This is a genomic window from Nonomuraea sp. NPDC050786, assembly GCF_040654115.1.
Taxonomy (GTDB): domain Bacteria; phylum Actinomycetota; class Actinomycetes; order Streptosporangiales; family Streptosporangiaceae; genus Nonomuraea.
The window spans coordinates 172,241-190,684 of record NZ_JBFAHJ010000024.1; the positions used below are offsets into that span (position 1 = coordinate 172,241).

Annotated in this window: 18 protein-coding genes; 8 read left to right on the forward strand and 10 right to left on the reverse strand. The window is 71.6% G+C overall.

Going from position 1 to position 18,444, the window contains the following annotated elements:
• Positions 1-19 precede the first annotated feature (19 nt).
• On the reverse strand, positions 20-1,258 hold the full coding sequence (locus AB0H84_RS35720) for an aminotransferase class V-fold PLP-dependent enzyme (RefSeq protein WP_357614411.1): 1,239 nt from the start codon (positions 1,256-1,258) through the stop codon (positions 20-22).
• Between AB0H84_RS35720 and AB0H84_RS35725 the strand changes: the two genes are divergently transcribed.
• On the forward strand, positions 1,257-2,657 hold the full coding sequence (locus AB0H84_RS35725; protein WP_357614415.1) for a PLP-dependent aminotransferase family protein: 1,401 nt from the start codon (positions 1,257-1,259) through the stop codon (positions 2,655-2,657). The two genes, AB0H84_RS35720 and AB0H84_RS35725, sit on opposite strands and share 2 nt — an antisense overlap.
• 71 nt (positions 2,658-2,728) lie before the next feature.
• Complete coding sequence (locus AB0H84_RS35730; RefSeq protein WP_357614417.1) at positions 2,729-3,337, forward strand: flavin reductase family protein; 609 nt, start codon at positions 2,729-2,731, stop codon at positions 3,335-3,337.
• A gap of 30 nt (positions 3,338-3,367) precedes the next feature.
• On the opposite strand, the gene AB0H84_RS35735 is transcribed toward AB0H84_RS35730, so the two are convergent.
• The 3 genes from AB0H84_RS35735 to AB0H84_RS35745 are packed head-to-tail and all read right to left on the reverse strand — an operon-like array spanning position 3,368 to position 4,909.
• Complete coding sequence (locus tag AB0H84_RS35735) at positions 3,368-3,823, reverse strand: DUF1801 domain-containing protein (RefSeq protein ID WP_357614420.1); 456 nt, start codon at positions 3,821-3,823, stop codon at positions 3,368-3,370.
• 57 nt (positions 3,824-3,880) lie between these two features.
• The gene (locus tag AB0H84_RS35740) at positions 3,881-4,492 is read right to left on the reverse strand and encodes a glyoxalase (protein WP_357614423.1); all 612 of its coding nucleotides are present in this window, start codon (positions 4,490-4,492) and stop codon (positions 3,881-3,883) included.
• Positions 4,493-4,552: 60 nt separating this feature from the next.
• Positions 4,553-4,909, reverse strand: a complete 357-nt coding sequence (locus AB0H84_RS35745) for a VOC family protein (protein WP_357614426.1) — start codon at positions 4,907-4,909, stop codon at positions 4,553-4,555.
• A 178-nt stretch (positions 4,910-5,087) separates the two neighbouring features.
• On the opposite strand from AB0H84_RS35745, the gene AB0H84_RS35750 reads away from it, so the two are divergent.
• From AB0H84_RS35750 to AB0H84_RS35760, 3 genes are all read left to right on the forward strand, one after another.
• Positions 5,088-7,877 carry a LuxR C-terminal-related transcriptional regulator gene (locus AB0H84_RS35750; protein ID WP_357614428.1) on the forward strand — a complete coding sequence of 930 codons (2,790 nt, stop codon included), beginning with the start codon at positions 5,088-5,090 and terminating at the stop codon, positions 7,875-7,877.
• 104 nt (positions 7,878-7,981) lie between these two features.
• Positions 7,982-8,581, forward strand: a complete 600-nt coding sequence (locus tag AB0H84_RS35755) for a TetR/AcrR family transcriptional regulator (RefSeq protein ID WP_357614431.1) — start codon at positions 7,982-7,984, stop codon at positions 8,579-8,581.
• Positions 8,581-9,144 (forward strand): carboxymuconolactone decarboxylase family protein, encoded by a 564-nt coding sequence (locus AB0H84_RS35760; protein ID WP_357614433.1) that lies wholly within the window; start codon positions 8,581-8,583, stop codon positions 9,142-9,144. Before AB0H84_RS35755 ends, AB0H84_RS35760 begins: the two co-directional genes overlap by 1 nt.
• A gap of 6 nt (positions 9,145-9,150) precedes the next feature.
• Here the strand turns inward: AB0H84_RS35760 and AB0H84_RS35765 are convergent, their stop codons facing one another.
• From AB0H84_RS35765 to AB0H84_RS35780, 4 genes are all read right to left on the reverse strand, one after another.
• Complete coding sequence (locus AB0H84_RS35765; RefSeq protein WP_357614436.1) at positions 9,151-9,576, reverse strand: organic hydroperoxide resistance protein; 426 nt, start codon at positions 9,574-9,576, stop codon at positions 9,151-9,153.
• A gap of 165 nt (positions 9,577-9,741) precedes the next feature.
• Positions 9,742-11,367, reverse strand: a complete 1,626-nt coding sequence (locus tag AB0H84_RS35770) for an ABC-F family ATP-binding cassette domain-containing protein (protein ID WP_357614439.1) — start codon at positions 11,365-11,367, stop codon at positions 9,742-9,744.
• A 302-nt stretch (positions 11,368-11,669) separates the two neighbouring features.
• Entirely contained in the window at positions 11,670-12,221 is a 552-nt protein-coding gene (locus AB0H84_RS35775; RefSeq protein WP_357614442.1) for a TetR family transcriptional regulator, read from the reverse strand.
• 25 nt (positions 12,222-12,246) lie between these two features.
• Positions 12,247-13,041, reverse strand: a complete 795-nt coding sequence (locus tag AB0H84_RS35780; RefSeq protein ID WP_357614445.1) for an alpha/beta hydrolase — start codon at positions 13,039-13,041, stop codon at positions 12,247-12,249.
• Positions 13,042-13,299: 258 nt separating this feature from the next.
• Here AB0H84_RS35780 and AB0H84_RS35785 point away from each other — a divergent pair, with 258 nt between their 5' ends.
• Positions 13,300-14,361 (forward strand): alpha/beta hydrolase, encoded by a 1,062-nt coding sequence (locus tag AB0H84_RS35785; RefSeq protein WP_357614447.1) that lies wholly within the window; start codon positions 13,300-13,302, stop codon positions 14,359-14,361.
• 69 nt (positions 14,362-14,430) lie between these two features.
• Here AB0H84_RS35785 and AB0H84_RS35790 read toward each other — a convergent pair whose 3' ends face one another.
• Together AB0H84_RS35790 and AB0H84_RS35795 are read right to left on the reverse strand one after the other, a co-directional pair.
• Positions 14,431-14,979, reverse strand: coding sequence for a DUF308 domain-containing protein (locus tag AB0H84_RS35790; RefSeq protein ID WP_357614449.1), 549 nt, complete (start codon positions 14,977-14,979; stop codon positions 14,431-14,433).
• Positions 14,980-15,010: 31 nt separating this feature from the next.
• Positions 15,011-16,657 (reverse strand): DUF6351 family protein, encoded by a 1,647-nt coding sequence (locus AB0H84_RS35795; RefSeq protein ID WP_357614452.1) that lies wholly within the window; start codon positions 16,655-16,657, stop codon positions 15,011-15,013.
• A 348-nt stretch (positions 16,658-17,005) separates the two neighbouring features.
• Between AB0H84_RS35795 and AB0H84_RS35800 the strand changes: the two genes are divergently transcribed.
• Together AB0H84_RS35800 and AB0H84_RS35805 are read left to right on the forward strand one after the other, a co-directional pair.
• Positions 17,006-17,833, forward strand: a complete 828-nt coding sequence (locus AB0H84_RS35800; protein WP_357614455.1) for an alpha/beta hydrolase — start codon at positions 17,006-17,008, stop codon at positions 17,831-17,833.
• 32 nt (positions 17,834-17,865) lie between these two features.
• Entirely contained in the window at positions 17,866-18,312 is a 447-nt protein-coding gene (locus AB0H84_RS35805; RefSeq protein ID WP_357614458.1) for a VOC family protein, read from the forward strand.
• Positions 18,313-18,444 lie beyond the last annotated feature (132 nt).

Here is an 18,444-nt window from a genome sequence, read left to right on the forward strand (position 1 = left end):
CAGCCGGGTCGGGCGGTCGTCACGGCCTGCGGGCCGCGGCGCTGAGCTCGGCGACCGCCGCGACGACCTGGTCCACTTCCTGTTCGGTGTTGTAGTAGTGCGGCGACAGGCGCAGGCACCAGTCGACGTCCTTGTCGCCGAAGTCGAACTGCGCGAAATGCCGGAAACTGAGCGCCGAGTTGATGCGGCGCGCGTCCATGGCCGCCTTGAACGGCTCCGGCTGCCAGCCCTCTATGGCGAACGTGACCAGGGCGCCCAACTGCCGGCCGCGGTCGAGCACGCGGACTCCGGGCAGGTCGGCGAGCCTGTCACGCAGGCCGGCGGCCAGTGCAGGGGTACGGCGGGCGATGGCGTCCATGCCGACCTCGCGGGCGTAGCGTGCGGCGGCGGCGCAGCCGAGCACGAGGGCGTAGGGGAACTCCCAGTCCTCGAACCTGGCCGCCGTCCCGACGGGCTCGTAGCGGCCCGGCTCCACCCAGCGGGCGCCGTACATGTCGATGAAGAGCGGCTCATAGCCGGCGCGCAGCACGCGGTCGGACACGTACAGGAAGCCAGAACCGCGAGGTCCGCGCAGGAACTTGCGGCAGGTGGCGGTGAGCATGTCGCAGCCGATCTCGGCCACGTCGATCGGGTACTGGCCGACGGACTGGCAGGCGTCGACCAGGTACAGCAGGTCGAGCTCGCGGCAGTGCCGTCCGATGTCGGCGACCGGCTGGACGAGGCCGGAGTTGGTGGGGATGTGCGTGGCGGCCACCAGGCGCGGGCGGTGCCGGCGCATCAGTTCGGCCATCGCCGCCACGTCCACCCCGCCTTCTGGGAGGTCGGGCGCGTGCACGATCCGCACGCCGAACCTCTTGCCCAGTGACAGGAAGGCGATCTGGTTGGAGATGAAGTCGTTGCGGGTGGTCAGGATGACATCGCCGGCCTCGAACGGGATCGCCGACAGGGCGGTGGAGAACGCGTGGGTTGCGCTACCGGCGAAGGCGATGTTCTCGGGAGCGCAGTTGATGAGGGTGGCGGTCTCGCTGTAGAACTCGCGGACCTGCTCGGCACGGGCGGCCGAGGCCTCGTAGCCGCCGATGTGCGCCTCCAGCTGGAGGTGCTCGACCATCGCGGCCAGCACAGGCGTGGCCGGCAGGCCGCAACCGGCGTTGTTGAAGTGCACGACGTCACCGGCGCCGGGGGTGTCCGCGCGCAGGGCCGCGACGTCCAGAAGCGATTCTGTGGAAATTTCGGAAGCGCTATTATCAACTCTCATGTCGGACAGTAGCAGTTCTGCGGAGCTGGCGGCCAGCATGCGAGCCATGATCGGCCGGCTGTCGCCGGGCGACCGGTTGCCCAGCAGCAGGGAGCTGATCCGGCGCTACCGGGTCGGCCCCGCCACCGTGTCGCAGGCGATCGCCGTGCTCGCAGCCGAAGGCGTGGTCATCACCCGTCCGGGCAGCGGCACGTACGTGGCAGCACGCCCCCAGCGGCGCGCCGAGGTCGCCGACACCGCCTGGCAGACCGTGACCCTCGCCGATCGCAGCGTGGACACCCGCCTCCTCACCAGTACGTTCGGCGAGCCACCGGCGGGGACGATCCTGCTGGACGGCGGCTACCTGCATCGATCGCTCCAGCCCACCCAGATCCTGACCGCGGCCCTGGCCCGCGCGGCCCGCCGCCCCGACGCCTGGGACCGCGCCCCGGCCACCGGACTGGCCTCCCTGCGCAGCATGTTCGCCACCATGGCCGGCGGCGGCGCGAGCGCGGACGACGTCCTGATCACCGCCGGCGGGCAGAGCGCCCTGTCCATGGCGTTCCGGGCCATCGCCGGGCCGGGTGACCCCGTCCTGGTGGAGTCGCCCACCTATCCGGGTGCGATAGCCGCCGCCCGAGCGGCCGGCCTGCGCCCCGTACCGGTGCCGATGGACGCCGACGGCCTGCAACCCGACCTCCTGGCCGACGCCTTCGCCATGACCCGCGCACGCCTGCTGTACTGCCAGCCGACCTATCACAACCCCACCGGCACCGTGCTGGCGCCGCGACGCCGCCGGCAGATCATCGACGCGGCCAGGGCGGCGGGCGCGTTCGTGATCGAGGACGACTTCGCGCGGCACCTCGGCCACGGCGCGCCGCTGCCGCCGCCCCTGCTGGCCGACGATCGCGACGGCACCGTGCTCTACCTGACCTCGCTCACCAAACCGGCGGCACCGAGCCTGCGCATCGGCGCCCTGGTGGCCCGAGGCCCGGTGATGGAACGCCTGCGCGCCATCCGCCTGGTCGACGACTTCTTCGTCACCCGCCCGCTCCAGGAAGCAGCGGTCGAGCTCCTCAGCTCTCCCACCTGGGAACGGCACCTCCGCACCCTGGCCGCGGCACTGCGGGAGCGGTGTGCAGCACTGGCGGCCGCCGTCACGCGCGAACTTCCCGACTGGACCCTCGCCCATGTCCCTGCGGGCGGGCTCCACCTGTGGGTCCGCCTGCCGTACGGCGCCGATGACACCGTGGTCGCCGACACGGCCCGCCGGCACGGCGTCGCCGTCAGCGCCGGCAACCGCTACTTCGCCACCGAGCTCCCGGCGGCCTGCCTACGCCTCGGCTTCGCCGCCACCGCCGACCACGCCGAGCTGCTCGAAGCCGCCCGCCGGCTCGCGTCCGCCTTGAGCAGACCTTGATGGAAGCGGCCCAGGCCCGCATCCCGCGCGGCGGCGGCCACACACCGTGCACGCGATGAATACTGATCGTCATGCGCGTCGACTTCGATCCCGAGACCATGGGTGGCCCGGCCTTTTTCAGGTTCCTGACCTCGGTCGTCATCCCGCGCCCCATCGCGTGGATCTCCACTGTCACACCGGACGGAGCCGTCGAGAACCTCGCCCCGCACTCCTTCTTCAGTATCGCCAGCACCGATCCGCCGATCGTGCAGTTCACCTCGATCGGCCGCAAGGACTCCCTGCGCAACGTCGAGGACACCGGGGAGTTCGTGGTCAACTTCTCCGCCGAACCTCTGCTGCAGCTGATCAACGCCACCGCGATCGACTTCCCGCGGAGCGTCAGCGAATTCGGCTTCGCCGGGATCGAACGCGAGTCGAGCCGTCATGTGCGGCCGCCCAGAGTGGCTGCCTCCCCCGTCGTCCTGGAGTGCCGTTCGCACACCACCCTGCGCATGGGCAACTCCACCCTGGTGTTCGGCCGGGTCTTCCTGGCGGCGGTGCACGAGGAGTACATCGTCAAGGGCCGGCCTGACGCCGAGCGACTGCGTCCGCTGACCAAGCTCGGCGCGGACGAGTGGGGGACGCTGGGCTCGATCCTGCACCTGAGCCGCATCCCGTACGAGGAGCCGCAGCACGCATGAGTGTCCTCGGCGCCTTGGACAGCGAATGTGTCAAAGGCCCACCGCCCGCTTCACCAGCTCGCTGATCCGGGCCTCCACCTCGGGCGTCACCTCGGTCAGGGCAAAGGCGGTCGGCCACATCTCGCCCTCGTCCAGGTTCGCCGGGTCGTTGAACCCGAGCGTCGCGTAGCGCGACTTGAACTTCGCCGCAGGCTGGAAGAAGCAGACGTTCTTGCCGTTCAGCGCGTAGGCGGGCATCCCGTACCAGAGCTTCGGCGCGAGGACCGGGGCGCTCGCGGTGATGACGGCATGGACCCGCTCGGCCATGACCCGGTCCGAGCCCTGCAGTTCGGCGATCTTCGCGAGGACGTCCCGCGCCTCCTCCGCCGCCTTGTCCGCGCGTGATCCGCGGCGCGCCGCCTTCTTCTGCTCCTGGGCGTGCTCCTTCATCGCGGCCCGCTCATCGGCCGTGAATCCCTCGTACGTGCTGGTCTCGGTGCTGGTCATGACAGAGTTCTCCCTTGGCGATCTTGAATGTTCGGAGTCTTGCGGAAGGGACGTGCGTCAGACGGAGGCGGTCTCCCAGACGAACCCGTCGGGGTCGGTGAAGGACCCGGCAGCGCCGCCGATCACGATCCGGTGGGATCCGGTGCCCTCCTGGGACATGCCGGTGTCCTTGGCGAGGGCGCGGCGGGGGTAGAGCGCCAGCGTGACGGCCGACGACGGGGTGTCGAACTCGACGTACTTGCCGCCGAAGCTCTTCGCCACGGCCAGGCCGCGGTCGACGTAGAACCGCTTGCTCGCCTTGACATCCGCCACTCCCAGCAGGAGCGCCACCTGGTCGACGTGCCGGGCGGCAGGGCCGGTGTCCTTCTTGTTCGAGGTCGCGATCTTGCAGATCGTCCCGTCCGGGGCGCGTACGACGGCGCCGTAACCCCAGAACCCCTTCGTGGCCGGCTTCAGCGTCGTGCCGCCGGCGTCGAGGGCGGCGGCGACGAAGGCGTCGACGTTGCCCGGCTGGGACACCACGAGCGACAGCGCGAACCCACGGAAGCCGGTCGTCGGCGCGTCCGAGGCGCGCACGGTCACATATGAGGCCAGACCGAAGGCCTGGTAGAAGGCCTCTGCGGCAGCGGGGTCGGGAACTTCCAGGATGACGGAGTCGAAGGAGGTCATAGCGGTTTCCTTATGAACGAAGTGGGTTTGTCGGTCTTGGGTAGGGGCGCCACGCGGCGCTCAGCGGTCCTGCAGGAGCCCGAGGACGTTGCCGTCGAGGTCGATGACGGTGGCCACCACGCGACCGGCGCCCACCTCGTGCGCGGCCTCCTTCACGGTGGCCCCCGCGGCGGTCAGCTCGGCGAGCTTCGCCTCGATGTCCGGTACGTGCCAGTAGACGACCGGCGAGGTCATGCCCTGCGGCCCGCCGCCCGGCACCAGACCGATGTGCTGGCCCCCGAGCTCGAACCCGACGTAGTAGGAAGACTCGACCTGCGGCGGGATACCGAACAGGGCCGCGTACACCGCCTTGGCCTTCGCCAGGTCGGACACCGGGTGCAGCACGGTCTTGATTCCCTCGTTGGAAGAGCCCGTCATGGTCACTCCTGTAGTCGTGGGTCCCATCGACCCGCTGTGTGCGTATTCACAGCTTTCCTTCCGGCCCTGCCGACCCGCATCCGTGGCGACCACGGAACCGTCCACGGATCGACGACACGGACGGGCGCACGGTGGCGCTACGGACAGGAGCTCGGAGGGGATGCGGCAAACTGTGACAGTGGCAGCAGTGCTGGACATTTCACCTCGGGAAGCCGAGGTGCTGAAACTGGTCGGGGCCCATCTCAGCAACGCCGAGATCGCGGCCCGGCTGTGCATCTCGGTGCGTACCGTGGAGAGTCACGTCTCCTCGCTGCTGCGCAAGCTGGAGATGCCGGATCGGCGGGCGCTCGCCCAGCGTGCGCCTGAGCCGCCCGGCGCCGGCCCGTCCCAGCCGGCGCCTGTGCTCCCCGCCCCGCTGACCTCGTTCATCGGCCGGGTGAGCGAGCGGGCCGTGCTGACCGAGATGATCCAGGCGCACCGCCAGGTGACCGCGGTCGGTCCCGGCGGAGTGGGCAAGACCCGGCTCGCGCTGGCGGTGGCCGCGGAAGCGGCCGGCGAGTACTCCGACGGGGTGTGGTTCGTCGACCTCGTCCCGGTCACCGACCCGGGCATGGTCGCGGCCGCGGTCGCCGGCGCCCTCGGCCTCGGCGAGCAGCCCGGCCGTGGCATGACCGAGTCCGTGGTCGCCGCGCTGGCCGACCGCCATGCCCTGCTGGTGCTGGACAACTGCGAGCAAGTGGTGGACGGGGTGGCGCTGTTTCTCGAGCGGCTGCTGGCGACGTGCCCTCGGGTGACGGTGCTGGCGACCAGCCGGGCCCGGCTGATGGTGCCGTTCGAACGGGTGTATCCGGTCCCGCCGCTGTCGCTGGCCGCCGACGGCGAGTCGGACGCGGTCGCGTTGTTCATGGAACGGGCCACGGCGGTCGGCTGGCCGCTGGACCCTCCGCTGTTCGACCACATCGCCGAGATCTGTGAGCGGCTGGACGGCATGGCGCTGGCGATCGAACTGGCCGCCGCCCGCTATCCCACCCTCGGCCTGGATGGCATCACCGCCGCCCTGTCCCACCCGCTCCGGATGCTCACCGGCGGCTCCCGTGCCGAAGACCGGCATCGCTCGGTACGGGCGGCGCTGGACTGGAGCCACGCCCTGCTGGAGCCGGCCGACCGGGCGCTGCTGCGCCAGGTGTCGGTGTTCGTGGCGCCGTTCACCGCCGCCGCTGCGGCGGAGGTGGCCGCGTCCGAGGAGGGCCTGGTCGCCGACGGGCTGTCCCGCCTCGCCGAACAGAGCCTCCTGGTGGTGACCGCCCGCCCGAGCGGGACCGCGTACCGGGCATTGGAGACCATCCGCCAGTACGGGACGGAGCGGCTCGCCGAGGCCGGCGAGCTGGACGAGACCCGATCCCGGCACCTTCGCTGGTGCCTGGCCGAGGCCGCCGGCCTGGCGGTGGTGGGAACGGACTGGCGAGCCCGGTTCGACGCGGTCGCGGACGACCTCCGCGCCGCCCTGGCGTGGGCGGCCGACCGGCCGGAGCAGCGCGCGGATGCCTGCCGCCTCGCCCGGCACCTGGCGGAGCTGACGTTCACGCGTCACCTGGTCGGCGAGTCCCAGGGGCGTTATGAGCAGGCCGCCGCGCTCGCCGACGACCCCGCCACCACCGCGTCGACGCTCCGGCATGCCGCGGCCGTGGCCGGCTGCCGGATGCGGGGTGACGACATGTACCGCCTGCGCCGCTCGGCCGCGGAGGCCGCCCGCCGCGCCGGGGACAGTGCCGGCGCCGCCTGCGACCTGGCGGCCATCGCCACCAACGCGTACCGGTTCTCGAGCAAGTTCGCCCGGAAGCTGCCGCCGGAGGAGACGGTCGCGCTCATCGCCCAGGCGCGGGAGCTCGCCGGCGAGGACCCGGCGGCACAGGCCATGGTGGCGTTGGCCGAGGCCGCGCGGGCGCTCGACGACGCGGTCGGCGCCGCCCACGGCCACCCCGGCGACTCCGTACCGGAGACGATCGCGCGCGCCGAACGGGCCGTCGAACTCACCCACCGCGCGGGCGATCCGCTCGCCGAGTCCGCCGCGCTCGATGTGCTGACCGGCACCCTGAGCTGGGCCGGTGACACGTTCGCCGCCGCCGCCACGACCCGGCGCCGGATCGCGCTGCTGTCGTCCGCACCGAACACGCCGGCCGCCACCCACGAGCTGATCGAGGCGCTCGGCGAGGCCGCCGAGGCCGGCCTCGGCACGGGCGATCTGCCAGGGGCTCGCCGGTGGGCGCGGCAACTCGCCGATCACCCGTTGCTGGCCGAGGTCGGCCACCGCGCCACGAGCTGGCTGCTGGTCGCCGACGCGTTGGCGGGCGACGTCGACCAGGTGCTCACCGGCAGCGTGCGGTTCCTCGACGCGTGGCGGCGGGCCGGCAGCCCGCCCACGTCAGCCCTCGGCCCGGCGGTGGCCGCGGTGGTGATGATCCACGGCCTCCGCGACGACCGCGACGCCCGGCACGAGTGGGGGACGGTCCTGGACCAGTTCGGCACCACGCCGGAACACACCTACGGCTACGGGGCCGTCTTCGACGCGATGCTCCTGCTCCACCAGGGGCAGGCGCCGCAGGCCCTCGAGCGGATGGGCTCCGAGCCCGGCGAGGTGTGGAAATGGATCACCTGGATCTGGCTCCACTGGTACGTGGCGCTACGCGCGGAGGCCACCGTGCTCGCCGGGAGCCCCGACGCCCGCGCCCGCCTGGCCGAGGCCCGGACCGTCACGGCCGGCAACCCGGTCGCCGGTGCCATCGTGGAGCGTGCCGAAGCCCTGCTCGACGACGACCGGGAGCGACTGCTCGCCACGGCGGCCGTCTTCGACGCCGCCGGCTGCCGCTACCAGTCGGCACGGACCCTGGTGCTCGCCGGCGGCGACCATGCCGCCCGCGGCGCCGCCGCTCTTGCCGCTCTCGGCCTCACCCCGTCGGCCCTGAAGTGAGAGCGCCCAAGCCCCTCATCTGAGCATGGACAGCCGGGAGGCATTGCGCTTCATGCCGCATGCCGCTAACTTGGAATGACCGTTCCAAGATAGGAGGTCGGCGGATGCCGGACGTCAAGCACTTCGATCCCGACGTGGCGCTGGACCAGGTGGTGCGACTGTTCTGGGAGCGCGGCGCCGATGTCACCGGCATCGCCGAGGTCGTCCAGGCCACCGGGCTGAGTCGCTCCAGCCTGTACGCGACCTTCGGCGGCAAGGAGCGGCTCCAGGCCGCCGCGCTCCGCCGCTACCTGGAGCGGCAGTCACGGCCGGTGTTCGACGCGCTGGCCGCCGACGAGCGTGGCCTGCCTGCTGTCACCGGCTTCTTCGAGCGGTTGGTGGCGGCGCGCTGCACCGGCGAGCACGCCCGCTGGGGCTGCCTGGTCACCAACACGCACACCGGCGCGGCCCGCGAGGCCCCCGAGGTCCGGCAGGTCCTGGACGCCCACCACGCCGCCCTGCGAGCGGCGATGCGCGCGGCACTGGAGGCGGCCCGGAATCGCGGCCAGGTGCGGCCCGGGATGGACCTGGACGCGGGCGCGGAGACGCTGGCGCTGCTGGCCTACGGGGTCAACCTGCGCTCGCGGGCCGGAGCCGACGCGGCCGAGCTGCTGGCGGGCGTGCGCGCCGTACTGGATGGTTTCACCCGCACCGAGGAGAGATGATGATCGATTTCCGCGTCTACGATGAGAGCGACGCCCCCGAGGCGGCCCGCCCGATGCTGGAGGCCGCCAAGAAGCGCATGGGGTTCGTGACCACGCTGAACGGGGTGATGGCCGAGTCCCCCGAGCTGCTGGCCGGCTACAACGCCCTGGCCGAGCAGTTCGGCAGGTCCTCCCTGCCCGGACCGGCCAAGCACGTGGTGTGGATCACCGCCAGCGTGGAGAACGGCTGCGAATACTGCGTGGCCGCGCACTCCACCTTGGCGTTGCGTGCCCGCGTTCCGGCCGACGTGGTCGAGGCCCTACGGGCGGGCAAGCCGCTGCCGGACGCCGCACTGGAGGCGGCCCGGCGCCTCACCCAGGTGATGGTCGCCCAGCGCGGCTGGGTGGACGACACGGAGATCGAGGCGTTCCTGGCCGCCGGCTACACGCGTCGCCATGTGCTCGACGTCGTCCTCGGCGTGGGGATGAAGACGCTGTCGAACTACACCAACCACATCGCCCACACCCCGCTGGACCCGGCCTGGCAGGGCCAGGAATGGAGCCGCGACCAGGCAGGGGTCTGACCCCCCTCAGGCGGCCTTCGCGTTGATGGTGACCGGGATGTTGCCGCGGGTCGCCTTGGAGTACGGGCAGATCTGGTGGGCCGCGGCGCCGAGCTCCTGGGCCGTCTGCTGGTCCACGCCTCCGAGCTCCAGGTTGAGGACGGCGCTGAGGCCGAACTCACCGTCGTCGCCGTGGTGCAGGGTCACCTCCGCCGTGATGGCCGTGCTCGTCAGCCTGATCTTGCGCTGCGCCGCCGCCCTTCTGACCGCGCCCAGGAAGCAGGCGCCCCAGCCCGCGGCGAACAACTGCTCGGGGTTGGTGGCGTCGCCCGCTCCCCCGAACGCCTTCGGGATGGCGAGCGTGGTGTCGAGGAGACCGTCGTCGGCCTGGACCCGGCCTCCGTTGCGGCCCTCTCCCGTGACGGTGACGACTCCGGTGTAGCTGGCAGCCATGGCTCTTCCCTTCTGAGCAGGTTCCGGGAGCGCGTCGTGCGTCACCGGTTCAACTAGTGACGATATTGGCAGCCCATGCGTCACCAGTCAAACCGGTGACGCGTCTACGCCAGGCGGATGTGGCGGCCCTGCCGGCGGGCCCGCAACAACGGTCGTGGCCGCGCGTCACTTACCGGCGGGCGCCCCCGTCTCCAGCAGCCGCCCGCCGGACAGCTCCAGCCAGCGCTCCACCTTGATCTCCGCGAGGAACCGCTCGTCGTGGCTGACCACCACGAAGGCCCCCTCGTACGCGCCGAGCGCGCTCTCCAGCTGCCCCACGCTGACCAGGTCGAGGTTGTTGGTGGGCTCGTCGAGCAGCAGGAGCTGGGGCGCCGGCTCGGCGCACAGCACGCAGGCCAGGGTGGCGCGCAGCCGTTCGCCGCCCGACAGCACGCCCACCGGCAGGTGCGCACGCGCGCCGCGGAACAGGAAGCGGGCCAGCAGGTTCATCCGCTCCGCCGCCAGCATGCTGGGGGCGAACACGGCCAGGTTCTCGGCCACGGTGCGCTCGACGTCGAGCAGGTCGAGCCGCTGCGACAGGTAGGCGACCCGGCCGTCGGCCCGCCTCGTCGTGCCGCCGTCGGGCTCCAGATCGCCGCTGATCAGGCGGAGCAGGGTGGACTTGCCCGCGCCGTTGGGTCCGGTCAGCGCGATCCGCTCCGGTCCGCGGACGGTCAGGTCGATGCCCGGATCGGCGAACAGGCCGCGGGCCTGCAGGCGTTCGCCGTGGAAGACCGTGCGACCGGCGGGCACGTTGGTCCCCGGCAGTTCCAGCGCGATCTTCTGGTCGTCGCGCAGCGCCCGCCCGGCCTCGTCGAGCCTGGCCTTGGCGTCGCTGACGCGGGCGGCGTGCATCTGGCCCGCCCGCCCGGCCGACTCCTGCGCGCCGCGCTTCATGTTCCCGGCGAAGATCCGCGGCAGGCCGGCGCTCTTGAGGTTGCGTTGGGCGTTGCCGGCCCGGCGCTCGGCGCGCTCGCGGGCCTGCTGCATCTCCCGCTTCTCCCGCTTGAGCTCCTGCTCGGCACTGCGCACGCTGCGTTCGGCGGCCTCCTGCTCGGTACGCACGGCCTCCTCGTAGGCGGTGAAGCCGCCGCCGTAGAAGCGGACCTCGCCGCGCTCGAGCTCGGCGATGCGGTCCATGCGGTCGAGCAGGGCCCGGTCGTGACTGACCACGAGCAGGCAGCCGTTCCAGTCACCGAGCACGTCGTAGAGCCGGCGGCGGGCGGCGAGGTCGAGGTTGTTCGTCGGCTCGTCGAGCAGCAGGACGTCGGGGCGCTTGAGGAGTTGCGCGGCCAGGCCGAGCGAGACGACCTGGCCACCGCTCAGCGTGGCCAGCGTCCGGTCGAACGCGATCTCGCCGAGTCCGAGCCGGTCGAGCTGGGCACGGGTGCGCTCCTCGATGTCCCAGTCGTTGCCGATGGTGGTGAAGTGCTCCTCGGCGGCGTCCCCCGCCTCGATGGCGTCCAGCGCGGCGATCACCGGGGCGATGCCGAGGACCTCGGCCACCGTCAGGTCGCCGGTGAGGGGCAGGCTCTGCGGCAGGTAGCCGAGCACGCCCTCGACGGACACGCTGCCGCCACGCGGCCGGTACTCGCCGGCGATCAACTTGAGCAGCGTGCTCTTTCCCGCGCCGTTCGGCGCGACGAGGCCGGTACGGCCGCCGCCCACGGTGAAGGACAGATCACTGAAGACGGGCGTGTCGTCAGGCCAGGAGAAGGACAGGTCGGAACAGACGATGAACGCAGCGGACATGCGAGAAGACCTCGTACGAGAACGCGGGCGCGCCGAAGCCGCCCGGCAAAGGGGACAGGGATTCGGGGAACGACGACCAGAGGCCACATCGGCGGCGGTCATGTGCGCGCCTGCCGGGGCCGGTCAATCTCCGGTATCACCCGGAGATGTCGTCGTCACCTGCCATGTCTGGTCTCCTAGCTTCCGATCTCAGGCGTCTTTCACCATAGCAGCCCGTTCAGGATGGCGGACGCCGGCCCGCACGCCACCACCGCGCCACCACCGCGCCGTCGGGGCGCCACCACCGCGCCGTCGGGGCGCCGTCAGCGCGCCGTCGGGGCGCCGACGCCGCGCAGCAGTGTGTCCACCACGACGTCGGCCGCCTGCGCGGCGCTCAGCTCGGACAGGTCCTCGGCGGCGTGCTCCATCAGCGGCGCCAGGACCGCGGCCACCCAGCCGGGCGGCAGGTCGGAGCGGAGCAGGCCCTCGTCGGTGGCGCGCCGCAGGAAGGCGTCGACCTCGTCGATCAGGCGGCGGCGACGCTCACGGACCGTCACCTCGCGGAGCATGCGGCTCGTCTCCACGGGCCACTTGCGGTTGACGGCGATGATGCCTTCGACATAGCGGTGCAGTGCGACCGCGACCGGCGCCTCGCGTAGCCTGGCGGCCTCGACGGCCTCCTCGACCGCGTCGTAGCGTGCCGTGTAGACGGCGGCCATGAGCTCCTCGCGAGAGGCGAAACGGCGGTAGACCGTGCGGCGGTCCACTCCTGCCGCGGCGGCGATGGCGGCGATGGTCGCCGCGGGGTCGTCGGCGAGCATGCGGGCGCCCGTGCTCAGGACGCGTTCCAGGTTGCGTGTCGCGTCTGCTCTCACGCGCCCAAGATACGTGAGCCCCCCTTCACCACTTCGACGGGCCAGCGCGCACCTCTCGCTCGGCGAGCCAGACCAGCACGTAGTCGGCGACCGCCCGCCAGCCGCTGTCGACGACCAGCGAATGGGCCCGGTCCGGGAACTGCTTGAGTGTGCTGGTGGCCGTCGAGTCGCCGTACAACTTGTACACGGCCCGGGTGACGTGGTCGGGCACCAGCCGGTCCTCCTGCCCGGAGATCAGCAGCAGCGGGCCGCGGGCGGTGTTGCCGTGCTCCACGACCGCCCGCGGGTGCCGTACGGCGCCGCCGTGTCCCAGCTCGGCCAGCAGCCGGCGCGGTCCCGGCACGACGTGGCGCTCGAACAGCTCGGCCGACTCCTGTTCGGTGACCGCGTTGGCGAACAGCCGCCGGAACCTCCCGGCGTCCATCGACACCGGCCACGGCTCCCCGGGCGGCGGCAAGGTCGCGTGGCCGACCGGGGCGGGAGCGATGGCAACCGGGGCGGGAGCGATGGCGACCGCGGCCCGGCCCGCGTTCGTGCCGAGGAGGTGCTGGGCGATGAGCCCGCCCACCGAGTGGCCGACGATCACGGGCGGGGTGTCGAAGGAACGGACGATGCGCGCGTAGTGCTCCGTGAGCGCGTCGAGCCCCAGCTCATGGAGCGACTCGGGATGCCTGCGGGCCTCGTCGACCGTGGCGGGCTCGCCCGGCCAGCCCGGCGCGCTGACGGCGAAACCGAAGCTGGAGAAGCGCTCGTTCCATGACTCCCACGACGACGCGTGGAGCCACGCGCCATGGATGAAGACAACAGGAGTGGGCTGCACGGATCCTCCAGCTCGTATGGGCCGCGACCAAGGATCGTTCGGATGCCCCCTGAAGAGGAACAGTCGAATGACTCAATGTTCCTGCCTGCCTTGGCTCGCCGCTCCCTGCCCGGTCTGCCTGGACGCCGTGCTCTCGCGGGGCCGGCACGGCTGCCGTTCGCCGTGTCTCGCCGTCATCTGACTGATGTGCCGGATTTCCCTGCCCGAAACAGTAAGGAATGCCGCATTTACTGGTGACACGACACGGAGGATTTTCACATGATCGACAGGCGCACCTTCGGCAAGGCCCTCGGTTTGGCCACCGGCGCGACCGTCGCCTCGCTGGCGGGCCTGCAGGCGTTCCCGGCCGCCTCCGCCGCCACGCGGCGTGGGGCGGCCCCGACGTTGCCGGCGGTCACGCCCGGCACGCACACGTCCTTCGCCTCGCTGAAGCAGGTCAAGGCCGGGCTGCTGGACATCGGTTACGCCGAGGCGGGCCCGGCCCGCGGGCCGGTGGTCATCTGCCTGCACGGCTGGCCGTACGACATCCACAGCTTCGTCGACGTCGCCCCGCTGCTGGCCGCGCAGGGCTACCGGGTGATCGTTCCCTACCTGCGCGGACACGGCACGACGCGGTTCCTGTCCGCCAAGACGTTCCGCAACGCCCAGCAGTCGGCGATCGCGCTCGACATCATCGCGCTGATGGACGCTCTCAAGATCGACAAGGCCGTGCTGGCCGGGTTCGACTGGGGCTCGAGGACCGCCGACATCATCGCGGCCCTGTGGCCGCAGCGGTGCAAGGCCCTGGTGTCGGTGAGCGGCTACCTCATCACGAACCTCGAGGCCAATCTCACGCCGCTGCCGCCGAAGGCCGAGTACGCCTGGTGGTACCAGTACTACTTCGCCACCGAGCGGGGCCGGCTGGCCATGGAGAACAAGGACAAGCGCCACGACCTGACCCGGCTCGTCTGGGACACCGTCTCCCCGACGTGGAACTTCGACGACGCCACCTTCGAGCGCACGGCCGCGGCCTTCGAGAACCCCGACTACGCCGCCATCGTGATCCACAACTACCGGTGGCGGCTGAGCCTGGCCGACGGGGAACGCCGTTACGACGGCCTGGAGAAGCGACTCGCCGCCCGACCGGCCATCAACGTGCCGACCATCACTCTGGACGCCGAGCGCGACCCCTTCACGGCACCCCCGGGCGACGGCTCGTCGTACCGGAGCATGTTCACCGGCGCCTACGAACACCGCACGCTGGAGGGCATCGGCCACAACCTGCCGCAGGAAGCACCCACGGCCTTCGCCCAGGCCGTCGTCGACGTGGACCACCTCTGACCCCTGCAACACGCCGACAGCCTGCCGGATGCGATCCGGCAGGCTGTCGGCGTTCGTGGCCGATGGCCGTCAGACGGTCTGCGTCCGCGGCCGGCGGGCCCGCCAGGCCAGCAGCCCGGCCTGGACGATGAAGAACACGCCGCCGCCGGTGGCGTAGACCGAGAGCACATCGAGCGAGGCGCCGTCCCCGAGTGCCTGGATGTTGTAGAAGATGCCCACGAGGAACGACAGGCCGCCCGAGATCAGCAGCGGCCACTGCTTGCCCAGCTCCGAGCCCCGCCGCCATACCCCGACCAGCACCTGCACGGCACCGGAGACGACGGCCCAGGCACCGAAGACGTGCAGCACCGCCGCCACCCCGCCCGTCCCCGCCAGGCCGACGCCGACCGCGGCCAAGGCGCTGAGCAGCCCGTTGAAGAGCGTCAGGCGGCCCTCCGAGCCGTCCGGGACCGCACGCAGCTCGATCAGCGACGACACCGCGTCGATCAGCGGATAAACGACCAGCAAGGTGATCGCGAGGGCGTCGATGGGGTCGTGCGCGGAGGCGAACGCCGCGGCCCATGCCACGGCCAGGACGCCACGGCCCAGGTACAGCCGCAACAGAGTCTTCGTGTTCATGAGGGGTGGCCTTTCGACGAGTGGACGGCGGTCAGTTCCGGACGGGGGCGGCGCAGTAGTAGCTGCCGGCGTCGGCCGGGTCGCCGTGGCCGGTGTAGCGGGAGACGTACGGGTACCGGCAGAGCTCGCGCGTCACTTTCTTGCCGGAGAAGTCCGTGATGGCGGCGCTCAGCGTCTGCGGGGCCTTGCCCTGTTCGACCCAGGCCGTCAGGGCGCCGAGGGCGTCGGTGGGCTTCGGGCCGGTGCTCGTGTCGCCGGCGCAGTGGGCGACGCCCGGCGCCAGGAACAGCCGGTAGAAGTCGTCGACCCGGCGCGCGCCGCCCATGGCCAGCTCCACGCGCCGTCGGTAGTCCACGGTGCCCTGGGCGGGAATCAGCTGGTCGGCCTGGCCGTGCCAGGTGAGGAGCTTGCCGCCGGACCTGCGGAACGCCGACAGGTCGGGGTCGTCGGTGCCGATGATCGTGTCGTACTCGGTCTGGGACTGCTCGAACAGCTTGGCGAACTCGGCGTAGGTGATCGTCGAGAGGTCGTAGGAGGGCTGCCGCTTCAGGAACGTCGCGACCCAGGCGGCCGGTACGGGGAACGGCGCGCCCACGCGGTTCCCGGTAGCCGCGTCGATGCGGGTGCCGGCGAGGTCGAAGCCGGCTCCGATCGGGATGCCGGACCACAGCTTCCTGCCGGACGGGGTGCGGGGGCCGTCCCAGATCTTGCGCACGACGGCGGCGTCGGCCGCGGTGATGGTCTCCTGCTCGCCGTCGCACTCGACGCTCTTGCCGATGAGCCGCCGCGGGTCGAACGTGCACGCGGCCGGATCGCCGATCAGCCCGTCGGGAGCGCCGTCGAGCGGATCGCAGGCCTTGACCGCGGCCTCGTTGAAGGCCTTGAACTCGCACGGGGAGAGGAAGGTGTTCTCCTCGTTCATCACCACCTGCGGCCACAGGGTTGCGACCTCGAACTCGTCCCAGTTGATCGCCGGAGCGCCGGCCAGGATGCCGTCGAAGTCGCCAGGGTGGCGCTGGGCCTCCATGTAGCCCTGGCGGCCGCCGGTCGAGCAGCCGTTCCAGTACGCGTAGGAGACCGGCCTGCCGTAGACCTCGTTGACGACCTGCTTGCCGACGACCGCCATCTCGTGCTGGGACCGGTCGGCGAAGTTCTTCAGCAGCGCCGTGTCGACCTCGCCGTCACTGTTCAGGGCCCAGCCGGTGTCCAGGTACGTGCCGACGCCGGCGTCGGTGGTCGCGGCGGCGTAGCCACTCTTGATCGCGACGGCCAGGCCCGCGCCGTAGTCACCGGCGGCGTAGGCGCTGCCGCCCACCGCCTGGAAACGGCCGCTCCAGCCGGTCTCGGGCAGCCAGATCCGCACCTTGGCGTGGTCGCCGACGCCCGGATGGGTGAGCGTGACCGTGACATCGCAGTAGGCCGGCACGTCCGGGATCTCCACCACCTCGGTCAGCGGCGGTACCGGAGGGATGGTGGCGGTGCCCGCCTCCCGGCGCACCGCCGTCACGGACTCCACCGCGGTGCCGGCGGGGGCGTTCACGGAGATGGACGAGCACGTGAACGGGACGGCGGCGGAGCCGGCGGTCGCGGCCGAGGCCGAGGCCGAGGCCGAGGCCGGCAGGCACGCCGCCGCCGCCAGCGGCACTCCGGCCGCGAACATGATCAAAAGGCGTTTCATGACGTCCTCTCGCTGAGGTACCGGGGGTGGTCAGCTGTCGCAGTGCGTCTCACTGTCGTTCGCGGCCATCACCGGGCACATCAGTCAGTTGACGGTCAGCACCGGCGAGCCGCTCCGGGCGCACGTTCACCCAGGCGCCACCGCCCGGCCGTAGCCCCTCAGGTGACCGGCTGAAGAGGCGCCTGGCTTGACGCGCAACGGCGCTGCTCGGGGGCGCCTGGCCTGGCGTGGTGGCCGTGTGCGTGCCCGGCTTCTCGTGACTGACCGTCAAGTGACGGATGTGACCGCTCCCCCTACCGGACGACAGTGAGGCACCGAATCTCTGAAGCCTCCTGAAAGGGGAATGTCGTGGTCAGCAGCAAAGGTGTACGCGGCCGGCGGCTCATGTCGGGCGTCCTGTCGGCGGTGGCGATCGGTCTTCTCACCACCGCCGCCGCCACGCCCGCCCTCGCGGCGGACAAACCCGCCAAGCCGACCATCGTGCTGGAGCACGGCGCCTTCGCCGACGCCTCCAGCTGGAACGGGGTGATCGAGGAGCTGCGCGCGGACGGCTACCCCGTCGTCGCCGCGGCCAACCCGCTGCGCGGGCCGGCCAGCGACGCGGCCGCACTCCGCAGCGTCCTCGACCACGTCACCGGACCCAAGATCCTCGTCGGGCACTCCTACGGCGGCTCGGTCATCAGCGTGGCCGGCGCGAACGACCCTCAGGTCAAGGCCCTCGTGTACGTCGCCGCCTTCCTGCCCGCCCCCGGCGAGACGGCCCTGGAGCTGACGAACAAGTACCCCGGCTCCACCCTCCCCGCCGCCCTCGACCCGACCCCTTTCACCCTCCCCGACGGCACCACCGGGACCGACCTGTACATCAAGCCCGGCAAGTTCCGCCACCAGTTCGCCGCCGACGTACCGACCGGCACCGCGGCCCTCATGGCCGCCACCCAGCGGCCCATCGCCCAGTCCGCCCTGGAGGAGAAGACCGAGAGCGCCGCCTGGCAGGAGAAGCCCTCCTGGGTCGTCATCACGACCCAGGACCTCAACATCCCCGCCGAGGTCCAGCGCTACATGGCCAAGCGCGCCCACGCGCACTCCGTCGAGGTACGCGCCTCCCACTCCGTCGCCGTCTCCCAGCCCAAGACCGTGGCCGGCGTCATCGAGAAGGCCGCCCGAGCCACCCGATAGCCCCTCACGACGCGAAAGAAAGATCACGACCCATGGACATGAAGCTCGAAGTCGTTGTCCTGCCCGTATCCGACGCCGACCGCGCCAAGGACTTCTACACCCGCCGGCTGGGCTTCCGCCTCGACGCGGACTTCCCCATCAACGACGGTTACCGGATCATCCAGGTCACTCCCCCCGGCTCCGCCTGCTCGATCATCTTCGGCGACGGCCTCACCGAGGCCCGGCCCGGCACGGTCCAGGGGCTGCACCTGATCGTGTCCGACATCGAGCAGGCCCACAAGGAGCTGACCGGCCGGGGCGTCGACGTCACCGGCCCGTTCCACGACGCCACCGGCGCCTTCCACCAGGCCGGCGAGACCGGCCGCGTCATGGGCCTGCATCCGCAGCGGGCCAGCTACGGCTCCTTCGCCTCGTTCGCCGACCCCGACGGCAACCGCTGGTTCCTGCAGGAGATCACCCAGCGGCTGCCCGGCCGCTGACCGGGCGGCATCCCCGAAACACGGCCGAGCTGCCCGGCCGCTAATGGGAGCTACCGGGTCGGCTGATCGGGCAGACTCGGTGCCTGGTAGCCGCTGGTGAGTGAGCACTTCCAACCGCTGGACCGATTTTGA

Coding starts and splice junctions, on each gene's coding strand:
- AB0H84_RS35725 (WP_357614415.1), top strand. CDS start 1,257: ATGTCGGACAGTAGCAGTTCTGCGGAGCTGGCGGCCAGCATGCGAGCC.
- AB0H84_RS35720 (WP_357614411.1), bottom strand. CDS start 1,258: ATGAGAGTTGATAATAGCGCTTCCGAAATTTCCACAGAATCGCTTCTG.
- AB0H84_RS35730 (WP_357614417.1), top strand. CDS start 2,729: ATGCGCGTCGACTTCGATCCCGAGACCATGGGTGGCCCGGCCTTTTTC.
- AB0H84_RS35735 (WP_357614420.1), bottom strand. CDS start 3,823: ATGACCAGCACCGAGACCAGCACGTACGAGGGATTCACGGCCGATGAG.
- AB0H84_RS35740 (WP_357614423.1), bottom strand. CDS start 4,492: ATGACCTCCTTCGACTCCGTCATCCTGGAAGTTCCCGACCCCGCTGCC.
- AB0H84_RS35745 (WP_357614426.1), bottom strand. CDS start 4,909: ATGACGGGCTCTTCCAACGAGGGAATCAAGACCGTGCTGCACCCGGTG.
- AB0H84_RS35755 (WP_357614431.1), top strand. CDS start 7,982: ATGCCGGACGTCAAGCACTTCGATCCCGACGTGGCGCTGGACCAGGTG.
- AB0H84_RS35760 (WP_357614433.1), top strand. CDS start 8,581: ATGATCGATTTCCGCGTCTACGATGAGAGCGACGCCCCCGAGGCGGCC.
- AB0H84_RS35765 (WP_357614436.1), bottom strand. CDS start 9,576: ATGGCTGCCAGCTACACCGGAGTCGTCACCGTCACGGGAGAGGGCCGC.
- AB0H84_RS35770 (WP_357614439.1), bottom strand. CDS start 11,367: ATGTCCGCTGCGTTCATCGTCTGTTCCGACCTGTCCTTCTCCTGGCCT.
- AB0H84_RS35785 (WP_357614447.1), top strand. CDS start 13,300: ATGATCGACAGGCGCACCTTCGGCAAGGCCCTCGGTTTGGCCACCGGC.
- AB0H84_RS35790 (WP_357614449.1), bottom strand. CDS start 14,979: ATGAACACGAAGACTCTGTTGCGGCTGTACCTGGGCCGTGGCGTCCTG.
- AB0H84_RS35795 (WP_357614452.1), bottom strand. CDS start 16,657: ATGAAACGCCTTTTGATCATGTTCGCGGCCGGAGTGCCGCTGGCGGCG.
- AB0H84_RS35805 (WP_357614458.1), top strand. CDS start 17,866: ATGGACATGAAGCTCGAAGTCGTTGTCCTGCCCGTATCCGACGCCGAC.